The 12,407-nt window shown below is 64.8% G+C and carries 9 protein-coding genes; 6 read left to right on the plus strand and 3 right to left on the minus strand.

Annotated elements, in window-relative coordinates; translation table 11 throughout:
• Positions 1 to 37: 37 nt before the first annotated feature.
• Complete coding sequence (locus NHH73_11965) at positions 38 to 994, plus strand: sensor domain-containing diguanylate cyclase (protein USX28938.1); 957 nt, start codon at positions 38 to 40, stop codon at positions 992 to 994.
• Positions 995 to 1,086: 92 nt separating this feature from the next.
• Entirely contained in the window at positions 1,087 to 1,833 is a 747-nt protein-coding gene (locus NHH73_11970) for an ABC transporter substrate-binding protein (protein USX28939.1), read from the plus strand.
• A 3-nt stretch (positions 1,834 to 1,836) separates the two neighbouring features.
• On the opposite strand, the gene NHH73_11975 is transcribed toward NHH73_11970, so the two are convergent.
• Complete coding sequence (locus NHH73_11975; GenBank protein ID USX28940.1) at positions 1,837 to 2,925, minus strand: ionic transporter y4hA; 1,089 nt, start codon at positions 2,923 to 2,925, stop codon at positions 1,837 to 1,839.
• Positions 2,926 to 3,158: 233 nt separating this feature from the next.
• Here NHH73_11975 and NHH73_11980 point away from each other — a divergent pair, with 233 nt between their 5' ends.
• The gene (locus tag NHH73_11980; GenBank protein USX28941.1) at positions 3,159 to 4,373 is read left to right on the plus strand and encodes an AraC family transcriptional regulator; all 1,215 of its coding nucleotides are present in this window, start codon (positions 3,159 to 3,161) and stop codon (positions 4,371 to 4,373) included.
• Here the strand turns inward: NHH73_11980 and NHH73_11985 are convergent, their stop codons facing one another.
• Positions 4,374 to 6,500 carry a beta-galactosidase gene (locus tag NHH73_11985; GenBank protein USX28942.1) on the minus strand — a complete coding sequence of 709 codons (2,127 nt, stop codon included), beginning with the start codon at positions 6,498 to 6,500 and terminating at the stop codon, positions 4,374 to 4,376. It abuts the gene before it with no gap.
• A 528-nt stretch (positions 6,501 to 7,028) separates the two neighbouring features.
• Between NHH73_11985 and NHH73_11990 the strand changes: the two genes are divergently transcribed.
• The 3 genes from NHH73_11990 (at position 7,029) to NHH73_12000 (ending at position 11,547) form a co-directional block, all read left to right on the plus strand.
• A complete protein-coding gene (locus NHH73_11990; GenBank protein ID USX28943.1) occupies positions 7,029 to 8,219 on the plus strand; it encodes a DNA-binding transcriptional regulator in 1,191 nt (396 codons plus the stop codon).
• A gap of 133 nt (positions 8,220 to 8,352) precedes the next feature.
• Positions 8,353 to 9,852 (plus strand): tryptophan 7-halogenase, encoded by a 1,500-nt coding sequence (locus NHH73_11995; protein USX28944.1) that lies wholly within the window; start codon positions 8,353 to 8,355, stop codon positions 9,850 to 9,852.
• Positions 9,853 to 9,888: 36 nt separating this feature from the next.
• Complete coding sequence (locus tag NHH73_12000) at positions 9,889 to 11,547, plus strand: alpha-L-fucosidase (GenBank protein ID USX28945.1); 1,659 nt, start codon at positions 9,889 to 9,891, stop codon at positions 11,545 to 11,547.
• 12 nt (positions 11,548 to 11,559) lie between these two features.
• On the opposite strand, the gene NHH73_12005 is transcribed toward NHH73_12000, so the two are convergent.
• Positions 11,560 to 12,405 (minus strand): DUF1080 domain-containing protein, encoded by an 846-nt coding sequence (locus NHH73_12005; protein ID USX28946.1) that lies wholly within the window; start codon positions 12,403 to 12,405, stop codon positions 11,560 to 11,562.
• Between the last annotated feature and the right edge of the window lie 2 nt (positions 12,406 to 12,407).

A 12,407-nucleotide genomic window follows, 5' to 3' on the forward strand; every position in this document is an offset into this window, starting at 1 on the left:
GGGCACAATGCGCTGTGTTCGCTAACTTCCTTCAATCATGAAATTGACTCTTCCCGGCGCCGATTCGGCCGCCCCCGCCGATCACGGCGTCTATCGCACCTTGCTTGAATCGACCCGCGCCATTCCCTGGCGCATCGACTGGGCCACGATGAGCTTTAGCTATATCGGCCCGCAGATCGAGGCGCTGCTCGGCTGGAGCCAGTCCAGCTGGCTTTCGGCCAACGACTGGATCGAGCGCATCCATGAGGAGGACCGGCAAAAGACCGTCGATTTCTGCATCGCCCAGTCGCAGAAGGGCGTTGACCACGAGGCAGACTATCGCGCCCTGACCAGCGACGGCGGTTACGTCTGGATCCGCGACGTGGTGCACGTGGTGCGGCGCGAGGATGGCAGCGTCGATTCGCTGGTCGGCTTCATGTTCGATATCACCGAGCGCAAGCAGGCCGAGGACAAGATCGTGCAACTGCAGCGCGAGCTGGAAGTGCTGTCCTACCGCGACAGCCTGACCAACGTCGCCAACCGCCGCATGTTCGACACCCTGTACCCGGTAGAGTGGGCCAAGGCGCGCGCGACCGGCGAGCCCTTGTCGGTGGTGGTGGTCGATATCGACTATTTCAAACAGTACAACGACCACTACGGCCACGTGCAAGGCGACGAGTGCCTGCGCCGCGTGGCCGGCGCGCTCGACGCCGGCGCCTCGCGTTCGCGCGACCTGTGCGCGCGCTTCGGCGGCGAGGAGTTCGTGCTGCTGCTGCCGGCCACCGACGCCGCGTCGGCCCGCAATGTGGCCGAGCGCTGCCGCAAGCTGCTGGCGCAGAAGGAGCTGCCGCATGCCCGCTCCGGCGTCGGCCGCGTGGTCACCGTCAGCATGGGCGTCGGCACCATCGTGCCTGGCGCGGGGGACGATGCCGACGTCTTCCTCGACCGGGTCGACCGCCGCCTGTACCAGGCCAAATCCTCGGGACGCGACCGCATCTCCGACGTCGAGGCCTGAGCCCGCATTTCAGTTATTCCAAAACTTGCCGTTATAGGGGAAGGGGAAAAAACAGGGCGATAGACGGCATGAGGATTCGAGCGGCACTTTGCATGATCATTTTGGCCACGGCTAATCCCGCCATCGCTGTCAAACAGGAAGCGGCCACAGCAACCGCCACGCCGGCGGTGACGCTGCGCATCGCCACCGAACGCATGCCGCCATCGAGCATGGTGGTGGACGGCGTGATGACGGGCCGGGAAACCGACAAGATACGCGAGCTGATGGCGCGCACCGGCACCGCATACAAGCTTGAACTTTTGCCATGGAAACGGGCTTACGTCAACGCCCTGACCAACGATTACGCCTGTGTTTATTCAACGACGCGCACGCCGGAGCGGGAGCCGTTGTTCAAATGGGTCGGCGCGACCGACTTTGCCGAATGGCAGCTGTGGGGCCGCGTCGATTCCGGGTTCGCGTTGAAAACCCTGGAGGACGCGCGCCGGCTGCGCATCGGCACCGCCAACGGCGACGCGCGGGATGAGTTCCTGCGTAGTCGCGGGTTCACCGTCGAGCCGGTCAACGAAGACATGTTGAACGCGCAAAAACTCTTAATGCGTCGTATCGACCTGTGGGCGGTCAGCGTGCGCAACGGCACCAAGGGGCCGCGCGGGCTGACCGGGTCAGAGGTGGCGCCGCTGCTATCGTTTCACAGGGTACAGGTCTATTTGGCGTGCAACAACTCGGTGCCGGACGCCCTGATCGAGCGGCTCAACGCCGCCGCCGCCGAGATGTGGCGCGACGGCACGATGGAACGGATCGGCCGCAAGTACGAGAACTGGGCGCCGCCGGGCAAGTGACGCCTAGGGCACCACCGTCACGAACAAATACACCGCGAAGATCATCAGCAGCACCGTGCCCTGCATGATGGTGGTGCGGCCGCTGCCCAGCGACAGCGAGGTGACGATGATCGACAACAGCAGCAACACGGTCGACTTGACGTCGATGCCCAGGGTCAGGGTCCAGCCGTTGACCAGCGACACGATCGCCACCGCCGGAATGGTCAGGCCGATGCTGGCCAGCGCCGAGCCGAGCGCCAGGTTCAAACTGGTTTGCAGGCGGTTGGCGCGCGCCGCCTGATAGGCGGCAATGCCTTCCGGCAGCAGCACCACGGCCGCGATGATGATGCCGACCAGGGCCTTGGGCGCGCCCATCTTCACCACCGCCGCCTCCAGCGCCGGCGACAGCGATTTGGCCAGCAGCACCACCCCGCCCAGGCACACCAGCAGCAGCGCGCCGCTCCACCAGGCCAGCCTGGCCGGCGGCACCGCCGCGTGGTCGTCCGCGCCGCCGCTGGCGGGCAGGAAGTAATCGCGGTGGCGCACCGTCTGCACGAACACGAACGTGCCATACAACACCAGCGAAACCACGGCGATGAAAATCAGCTGGCTGCCGCTGTAGAACGGTCCCGGCGTGGTGGTGGTGTAGTTCGGCAGCACCATCGTCAGCACCGAGATCGCCGCCAGCGTGGTCAGCGCCGCCGACACGCCGCTCAACGTGAAGGTTTGCTCGCCATGGCGGCTGCCGCCGGCCAGCAGGCAGATGCCCACCATGCCGTTGAGGATCAGCATGACGGCGGCGAACACGGTGTCGCGCGCCAGGCCGGTGGTCTCGGCGCCGCCGGCGATCATCAGCGACACGATCAGCGCCACCTCGATCGCGGTCACCGCCACCGCCAGCACCAGGGTGCCGTAGGGCTCGCCGATCTTGTGCGCCACCACCTCGGCGTGGAACACCGCAGCCAGCACGCCCCAGAACAGGCCGATGGCCAGCACCACCAGATAGGCGCCGCCCAGCAGCTCCTGGGCGCCGAGCGCCTTGCCGGCCAGTGCCAGCCAGCCGACCACGGGTCCGGCGATGGCCCAGGCGGGCAGGGTGGTGGATATTTTCATGGGCGGCTCATCGGAAAATGGTGAAGGGAAGGCGGACGATTTATTGCCAGCGCGTTAATTTTACCCGATGAACCACTGCGGCACCCGTCCCGGTCGCGTTGGGCATACGGGGACCGTTGTGGCGGAAATGCGCCACTGTGTTCCACAGTCGCCGTGCTGGCGGACTGAACTGCTATGATGCGAGCGCACACCCGCCTAGAGGTGTAGCTTTAAGAGACCAGAGACATATCGCAATGCACGATTTCTACAAGAGGGCGCTGATCGCGCTCCTGCTGCTGGTGGCTGCCGACGCCCTGCTGGCGGGCTTTTTCGTTTATCGGAGCTATCCGACCTTGTCGCTGTTGCCGGGGAAGCAGGACGACGCCCGCTGGCATTACCGCACCTACTCGGACCAGGCGACGGCGGGAAGCTCGTCGGTGCGCATGCCGGCGCCGTCGCGCGAGCGCATGCGCTTCGACTTCAAACTGACCGACAAGGCGCTATTCCCCTACGTCTCCACCGAGCTGGCGCTGGACGACAAGAACGGCAAGCCCGCCCATATGGACTGGTCGAAATACACCACCATCAGTTTCCTGGCCAAATGCTCGCCGGCCAATACGATGTCGTTGGTCATTTCCACCTATGACGCCAAGGTGTCGACGGTGGGCAAGCCCGAGACCTACCGTTCGCCCGGCAGCTATTTCTCGTGCAACGGGCAGGGCGTGCCGGTGTCGCTGGACATGACCCGCTTCACGATGCCGCAGTGGTGGTTCGAGCAGATGAAACTGGACTTGTCGGAGCAGGGCTATACGCTGGACGGCGTGTCGAAACTCGCTTTCGGGACCGCTCCCTTCAGTCGCCGCAACGTCGATTCCTACTTTGAGGTGAGCGAGGTCACCTTGCACGGCCGCGATTACCGCTATTTGATCGCGCTGGCGGTGCTCACCCTGGCCAGCTGGCTGGGCTTCGCCGTCTGGTTTTTCCGCGGCCAGGCGCGTGCGCTGATCGCCAACCGGGATACCCAGATACAAAAGGATTTGCCGCTGGTCGCCTACCGCCAGTTGACCCTGGAGCCGTTCAAGGACAAGGAGAAGGCATCGGTATTGCGCTTCATCGCCACCAACTATGCCGACCAGGGGTTGGACCTCGAAGGCGTGGTGGCCGGAACCGGCGCCAACCGCAACAAGGTCAACGAATTGCTGAAGGCCGAACTGGGCATGACCTTCACCAGCTACCTGAACAAGCTGCGGCTGACGGAGGCGGCCAGACTGCTGGCCGAGCAAAACAGCGCGGCGGTGGCGGAAATCGCCTACTCGGTCGGCTACGGCAACGTCTCCTACTTCAACCGGTTGTTCAAGGAGGAATACGGCTGCACGCCGAAAGCCTTCCGTGCCATGTCCACCCAACAAGACACGACGCCCGCCGGCACGCCGCAAGCCGGCCGCCCCGAACAGAAGGCCGGCGGGTGATTACTTGCCGTCTTCTTCGACGATGGCCACTTCCCACGGTGCCAATGTCAGCTTTTCGCCGGCTGCCACGCGCCGTGTCGCCAGCAGCTCGGTGCCGGCCTTGCGCGGGTAGTTGAAGCTGACCTCGGCGCCGCTGTAGTTGAAGTAGTAGTGCACCGCCCGCTTGAAGGCGTTGGTGCCGCTGCGGGTTTGCACCCCTGGCGGCAACTGCTGGTCCGGTCCCAGCATGCCCAGCTCCCGCAGCGACGATTGCAGCACCGCCTTTTGCAGCTTGTCCGACAGATAGGTGCCTTCATACACCACCTTGCCCGCGCCGAACCGGTTGGACGTGATGGCCGGCCAGCGGCCGAAGAAGGCATGGTCGTACCAGGCCAGCGCCTTGGCCGTGTCCAGTTGCAGGAATTCGGCCCAGTGCTTGACCTGGTTGTCGGCGCCCGCCTGGAACGGGTCGCCCTTCAAAGCCAGCGGCTGCGCCAGGTTGGAGAATTCCTGGTAATGGAAGCCGAGCGCCTCGCGCAGCGGGCCCGGCGCCATGGTCCAGCGCACCGCCGCGTTCTCGTTGACAAAGCCGCTCTTGAAGGTCATCACGACGTGGCCGCCCTTGCGGATGTAGTCGGAGATGCGCTTGAGCAGCGCGTCGTCGGCCACATACAGCGACGGCACCACCAGCAGTTTGTAGGACGAGAAATCCTCGGTATCGTCGAACACGAAGTCGGTGCCGACATTCATGTCGTACAGCTGGCGATGCAGCTGGCGCACCAGAGAACCATAATCGGCCTTGGTACCGCCGCCGCCCCATTGCGATTCCTTGGCGAAGGGCATGTCGTTGAGGGCGTTGAGCGAGTCGCGGCTCCACAGGATGGCGACGTCGTTCCTGATCTTCATGTTGACCAGGCGCGCGCCGATCTTTTTCAGCTCCTGCCCGGTGCGGCGCATCTCGGCGTAGGCGCGGTTCGGTTCCAGGTCGTGCGACAGCACGCCTTTCCAGTACGTTTCCTGGTTGGCGTGGACCGACGCCCAGTGCCAGTACTCGACCATGTTGGCGCCGTTGGACAGGTGGGTGTAGACATCCTGGCGGAACTGGCCGTCATACGGTGGATACTGGAACGACGAGCTCCAGTCGGTCGTTTGCGCGTTGGTCTCGGTCACCAGGAAATTGCCGCGCTTGAGCGAGCGCGTGAAGTCGGCGTCGAGGGTTTGGCCGGCGCCGTTGTAGTACTCGCGCGGGCCCCAGTTGTAGACGTTCACGGCCGGCATGTCGAGCTTGCGCGACACCGCCACCTCGTTGACGTCGCCGTGCATGGAGCCGGCGAAATCGTGGGTGACGAACTGGCGCGGCGAGGCGCATTCGCGGATCAGCGCGGTCTGCCATTGCAGGAAGTCGGTCACGCGCATCTGGCCCCAGCGCGACCATTCGAGCTTGTAGCCGGTGCTCTGGGCGCCGTCCGGGCGCGGCAGGTCCACCCAGCTGTGCAGGTCCTGGCCCCAGTAGTTCAGGAACCAGGCCTTGCTGAGCGCTTCCGGCGTGCCGAATTTCTTTTCGAGGTAGTGCTGGAAGCGGACGAAGACGTCGTCGTTGGCGGCGCCGTAGGTGCCGGTTTCATTGTCCACCTGCCAGCCGATGACGTTCGGATTGTCCTTGTAGCGGGTGGCGATTTTGCGGATCAGGCGCTCGGCGTAGAAGCGGTAGGCCGCCGAGTCGGTGTTCATGTTCTGGCGCATGCCGTAGGTGTTTTGCGCGCCGTTCAACTTGCGGGCCAGGATTTCCGGGTTCTGCTTGGCCATCCAGGCCGGAATCGAATAGGTCGGCGTGCCCATGATGACCTTGATCCCGGCTTTGGTCATGGCGTCGATGACGCGGTCCATCCACGCGTACTCGAAGCGGCCGTCCTCCGGCTCCCACAGGCTCCACGTCGATTCGCCCAGGCGCACCACGTTGAAGCCGGCGGCCTTCATCATCGCCACGTCCTTTTCCAGCCGCTCGTAGGGCATGTACTCGTGGTAGTAGGCGGCGCCGTACAGCACGGTGGGGAATTCGGGCGGCGTGGCCTGCGCGGCGGCCGGCGCGTGCGGCGCGGCCGCGAGCACGCACGACAGCGCGCAGCAGAGGAGGGTACGTTTCAGCATTCGGTGTCTTCCTGATTTGTTTTATCGATGGCGCTCAACGCGCTAACAAGGCGGGCGCGCGCCTATTGGGCCATGGACGGGCCTGGTGCGCAATTACAAAATTCACCGGCGGGCGCAATGATTTGTCGGAACGCGGGCGCTGCGCAATTTCATGTTCCGCATTGACGAATATTGCAATTGCTGCATGGCGGCGCTGATTCCACAATGTGTCATCAAACCCGTTTGTGTTTGTCTGCCTCTCCAAAGGCACTTTAGGGGCGGCTTCGGCCGCCCCCTTTTTTTTCCTACTTAAGCTGCTGGGGAGGCCCGATACGCCGCTAAACAGCCCGTTCTAGCACTTCTTGCAGAACTTCTCGTACTTTTTGCACCGTATTAGTAATCCTTTTACGGTCGTTAACCGCGCTCCGGGGCCGGCTATATGCTGGACTCACTTCGCCACGGCTTCGCGCCGGGGGCAGCGAAGGATTTATTGACCGAGGCGCTGCCATAAAGCGCCCGGATAAAATCTATAAACCGGAGACAAAGACCATGACTGCGAAAGTACGTCGGATTGCCTTGCTGTTTAATGCGAATAAGAGTTTCGATCGAGAAGTAACCGCCGGTATTGCCGCCTACCTGGGCAGCACGCGGGCGGCCTGGGACTTGTTCCTGGAAGAAGATTTCCGGCTGCGCCTGTCCGGCATAGAACGCTGGCAGGGCGACGGCATCATCGCCGATTTCGACGATCCCGCCGTGGCCGAGGCCTTGTCGCACTGCAGCGTGCCTGTCGTCGGCGTCGGCGGCTCCTACGCCAACCCGGCCGACTATCCCGTCGGTGTTCCCTACGTTGCAACCGACAATTACAAGCTGATTAAGATGGCGCGCGACCACCTGATCGACGTCGGCCTTTCCCGCTTCGCCATGTTCAGCCTGCCCAAGACCAAGGAGAACCGCTGGGCGCAGGAGCGCGAAAACGCCTTCCTCAGCCTGATGCGGCAAGACCGGATGGAAGCCGAGATCTTTCATGGCAGCGAGACCTGCGCCTCGTCCTGGGAAGAGTCGATGCGCCTGCAGATCGACTGGCTGCGCAGCCTGCCCAAACCGGTCGGCATCATCGCCGTCACCGACGCGCGCGCGCGCCAGCTATTGCAAGCCTGCATCATCGCCGGCATCGAGGTGCCGGAACAAGTGGCGCTGATCGGCATCGACAACGACCCGATGGTGCGCATGCTCACCCGGATACCGCTCAGCTCGGTGATCCAGGGCGCGCAGGAAATGGGCCGGACCGCCGCCCACCTGCTGGACCAGATGCTGCACGGCGTGCGCCTGCCGGACACCCGCATCCAGGTGGCGCCGGCCGGCATCAACATCCTCGCCTCCAGCGAGCACCAGCGGATCAGGCATCCACAGGTGATGCGGGCCTGCCACTTCATCCGCCAATACGGTTGCCAGGGCATCAAGACCCAGCAGGTGGCCGAACACGTGGGCGTGTCGCGCTCGTCGCTGGAAGCGTACTTCCGCGAGGAGCTGGGCTGCAGCGTGCACGACATGATTCTGCGCTTCAAGCTCGACGCGGCCAAGGCCGGGCTGGAAGGCGGCGAGCGCAGCATCGCCGACGTCGCGCTGGTCTGCGGCTTCACCTCCACCCAATACATGCACCTGGTATTCAAGCGGGAGCTGGGCTGCACGCCGCGCGCCTACCGCGACCGCGTACTCGGCGAGAGCATGGAGGCGGCCTGAGGCTTCGATGGCGTTAATAACGTTAATGGCTTTGGTGGATATCGTTCCCCCTGTTCGCGGTTTTGGTAATTGCCGCATGCTACGCTTGCTTGCACAATGTACTTTTTCAGTCACCGATTGCAAGGGGTAGGGCATGGATGCGGCATACAAGAGCGCCTATCGGCGCATCGTGGTGGTCGGCGGCGGCGCGGCCGGCTGGATGGCGGCCACGGCACTGGCCACCGCGCTGCCGGGCAGCGCGGTGGAGTTGGTCGAGTCGGAGGAAATCGGCATCATCGGCGTCGGCGAGGCGACTTTTCCTTCCATCCGCGCCTTCCACAAGATCCTCGGCATCGACGAGGCCGAGTTCTTGCGCGCCACCAATGGCACCTACAAGCTGGGCATCGAGTTTTGCGACTGGCGGATGCAGGGCGAGCGCTATTTCCATACCTTCGGCGATTTCGGCGCGCTGGCCGGTCCGCAGTCCCTGTGGGGCCAGCACCGGCGCCTGGGCGACGCCGGCCTCGGCGCGCTGGGCGAGCAATGCCTGCCCAGCGTGATGGCCCGCGAGGGGCGCTTCCACGTGCCGCCCGAACAGGGGCAATTCTTCAACTACGCCTACCACTTCGACGCCGTGCTGTACGCCGGCTTCCTGCGCACGATGGCGCTGCGCAAGGGCGTGCGCCGCACCGAGGGCCGCATCGTCGACGTGGAGCGCCGCGCCGACGGCGGTGTCAGCCGGTTGCGGCTGGCCGACGGCCGGGTGGTCGAGGGCGACCTGTTCATCGACTGCTCCGGCTTCGCCTCGCTGCTGCTGGGCCGCACCCTGGAAGAACCCTTCGTCGATTTCAGCCACTGGCTGCCGGTCGACCGGGCCTGGGCGTGTCCGACCGAGCGCAGCGGCACCGCGCTGGCGCCGTACACGCGCGCGACGGCGCTGGAAGGCGGCTGGGCGTGGCGCATCCCGCTGAGCAACCGCACCGGACATGGCCATGTATTCGCCAGCCGCCATATCGACGAGGAGCGGGCGCTGTCGCAGTTGCTGGCGCAAATGGACGCGCCGGCGCTGGCCGAACCGCGCCTGCTGCGCTTCACCACCGGCCACCGCGCGCGCTTCTGGGTGCATAACGTGGTGGCGCTGGGCTTATCTTCCGGCTTCCTGGAGCCGTTGGAATCGACCAGTATTTTCCTGGTGCAGAGCGGCCTGGGACGGCTGATCGAAGCGCTGCTGCCGTGCACGGTGCCAGACGCGCGCGCTCTGGCCGGCTACAACACCGGCATGGTGCGCCAGTTCGAGCGCGTGCGCGACTTCATCATCCTGCACTACCGCCTGACGGCCCGTCGCGACAGCGCGCTGTGGCGCACAATGGCGACGATGGAGCTGCCCGACACGCTGGCGTTCAAGATCCACGCGTGGCGCCAGACCGGCGCGCTGCACCAGTACGGCGACGAGGGCTTCGACGCCACCAGCTGGCTGGCGATCCATGCCGGCATGGGGCACTGGCCAGAGCATGCCGACCCGGCGCTGCGCGAGGTGGCGCCCGAGGCGGCGTTGCTGGGACTGCGCCAACGGCGCGCCGGCATCGCCGCTACCGTTGCGGCCATGCCCCGCCATGAAGATTATTTGCGCGCCGTGCTGGCGCAGCGCGCATAGAGATACACCCATAAAAATACAACCGGAGGAGACACGATGAAGCGTAGGGATTTGTTGAAGCACATGGGCGCGGCCATTCCGGCGGTGGCCTTGTCCGGCGTGGCGCGCGCCGCCGACGCGCTGACGACAACGCCGCCGGGCGCCATCGCCGCCGGCCCGTTTTCGCCGGACTGGAATTCGCTGGAGAAGTACCAGACTCCGGACTGGTTCCGCAACGCCAAGTTCGGCATCTGGGCCCATTGGGGCCCGCAGTGCGAGCCGGAGTTCGGCGACTGGTACGGCCGCATCATGTACGAGGAGGGCAGTGATCCCTACCGCTACCACGTGCGCAAGTACGGCCACCCGTCCAAGTTCGGCTTCAAGGACATCATCCACCAGTGGAAGGCCGAGCAATGGAACCCGGACGAACTGGTGGCCTTGTACAAGCGCGCCGGCGCGAAGTACTTCGTGGCGCTGGCCAACCACCACGATAATTTCGACCTGTACAAAAGCAGCTACCAGCCGCAGTGGAATTCCACCGCAATGGGCCCGCGCAAGGACTTGATCGGCGGCTGGAGCAAGGCCGCGCGCGCCAACGGCCTGCGCTTCGGCGTCAGCGTGCACGCGGCGCACGCGTGGGCCTGGTACGAGACGGCGCAGGGCGCCGACAAGAACGGCCAGTACGCCGGCGTCCCCTACGACGGCAAGCTGACCCGCGCCGACGGCAAGGGCAAGTGGTGGGAGGGGCTCGACCCGCAGGCGCTGTACGCGCAGAACCACGCGCTCAGCAAGTCGGGCGGCGACGGCGGCGTGCAGCACGAACAGTGGCACTGGGGCGGCGGCGCGTCGATTCCCGACCAGGCCTACAACGACAAGTTCTTCAACCGCACGCGCGAGCTGATCGACAACTACGATCCGGACCTGGTGTACTACGACGATACCGTGCTGCCGCTATGGCCGTTCAGCGACGCCGGCCTGCGCCTGGCGGCGCACATGTACAACCGCAGCATCGCGCGCAAGGGCAAGCTGGAGGCCGTGGTCAACGGCAAAATCCTCAATGCCCAGCAGCGCCGCAGCATGGTGCTCGACATTGAACGCGGCCAGAGCAACAAGATTGAAGCGTTGCCGTGGCAAACCTGCACCTGCATCGGCAACTGGCATTACGACCGGCGCGTGTACGACAACAAGGCCTACAAGAGCGCGCAAACGGTGGTGCATACGCTGATCGACGTGGTCAGCAAAAACGGCAACCTGCTGCTGAGCGTACCGGTGCGCGGCAACGGCACCATCGACGAGCAGGAGCGCGCCATCGTCGAGGAGATCGGCCGCTGGATCGCCGTCAACGGCGAGGGCATCTACGATACCCGGCCATGGGCGATCTTCGGCGAGGGACCGGTGGCGGCGGACGCCGGCGCGCCGATGTCGGGCGCGGGCTTCAACGAGGGCAAGGGCAAGCCGTTCTCGGCCGCCGACATCCGATTCACGGCCAAGGGCGAGAGCGTGTACGCCTTCCTCATGGGATGGCCGGAGGCGGGCAAGCTGGCGATCCAGGCCATGGCCAGCGGCGGACCGCACCTGGCGCGGCCGGTCAAGCGCGTGGAGTTGCTCGGCAGCGGCGTGGCGCTGGCGTTCCGCCAGACCGCCGAGGGACTTCAGGTGACGTTCCCGGCGGACCGCCCGGCACTGGCCTACGCCAGCGCGCTGAAGATCAGCTAGCGATCCGCGGGATCAGCCGGGTTTTTTATCCGGCGCTGGTGGGGGAACGGGCGCGCCCAACTTCCGTACCTGGATATCCTTGAAAAACGCCTCGGCGCCTTCGGACTGGATCGAGAATTTGCCGCGCGTGAGCGGAATCAATTTGCCGTCCACCAGCTGACGCGAATTGGTCATGCGCAGCACCTCGTGGCCGTTGACGATGTGGACCAGCGTCTTGCCGTCGGCGATGACTTCCATCGTGTTCCATTCGCCGCTCGGCTTTTCGAAATTGCCTTTCTTCAGGATGCGCGCCTTGATGTCTTTGCGCAGCGGCAGGGACGGCTCGTAACGGTAGAATTTCCAGTCGCCCTGGTTGGCGTCGCCGACATGGGCGTCGACCGTCACGCCATCGAGGCTGTGGTAGTCGGCGCAGTCGCCTTCCTGCAGCTGGAACTCGTGGCTGCGCATCCAGTGTCCGTCCTGCGCGCCTTCCTTGCCGACGGCGTAGTACAGCAGGCCGCTGTCGCGCATCACGTTCTCGCGCGGCGGCCACTTCTTGACGCCCCATTTAAATTCGAATTTCAGGTGAAAGTTTTCGTACTCGTCCAAGGTCGAGACGCTGCCCCATTCCTCGCCGGACACGCGCAGCATGCCGTCGACCACGGAAAACACGCGGCGCGGGTCGTTGTCCACCCCGCGCACCGAAGTCGGCGTCTTCATGCCGTCGGTGGTCGGCTGCATGCTGACGTAGGTGCTCCAGCCGTTCAGGTCCTTGCCGTTGAAGAGCGATTTCCAGGGACCGGCGTCGGCCGCCGACGCCGCGCAGCTCAGCGCGAACACGGCACCGAGCAGGGCGCTTTTGGTGAACAGGTTTTTCATAT

The organism is Oxalobacteraceae bacterium OTU3CINTB1, from assembly GCA_024123955.1.
Classification (GTDB): Bacteria; Pseudomonadota; Gammaproteobacteria; order Burkholderiales; family Burkholderiaceae_D; genus Rugamonas.

Excerpts from the sequence above, each read along its gene's own strand:
- NHH73_11965 (USX28938.1), top strand. The coding sequence starts at position 38 with ATGAAATTGACTCTTCCCGGCGCCGATTCGGCCGCCCCCGCCGATCAC.
- NHH73_11970 (USX28939.1), top strand. The coding sequence starts at position 1,087 with ATGATCATTTTGGCCACGGCTAATCCCGCCATCGCTGTCAAACAGGAA.
- NHH73_11975 (USX28940.1), bottom strand. The coding sequence starts at position 2,925 with ATGAAAATATCCACCACCCTGCCCGCCTGGGCCATCGCCGGACCCGTG.
- NHH73_11980 (USX28941.1), top strand. The coding sequence starts at position 3,159 with ATGCACGATTTCTACAAGAGGGCGCTGATCGCGCTCCTGCTGCTGGTG.
- NHH73_11985 (USX28942.1), bottom strand. The coding sequence starts at position 6,500 with ATGCTGAAACGTACCCTCCTCTGCTGCGCGCTGTCGTGCGTGCTCGCG.
- NHH73_11990 (USX28943.1), top strand. The coding sequence starts at position 7,029 with ATGACTGCGAAAGTACGTCGGATTGCCTTGCTGTTTAATGCGAATAAG.
- NHH73_11995 (USX28944.1), top strand. The coding sequence starts at position 8,353 with ATGGATGCGGCATACAAGAGCGCCTATCGGCGCATCGTGGTGGTCGGC.
- NHH73_12000 (USX28945.1), top strand. The coding sequence starts at position 9,889 with ATGAAGCGTAGGGATTTGTTGAAGCACATGGGCGCGGCCATTCCGGCG.
- NHH73_12005 (USX28946.1), bottom strand. The coding sequence starts at position 12,405 with ATGAAAAACCTGTTCACCAAAAGCGCCCTGCTCGGTGCCGTGTTCGCG.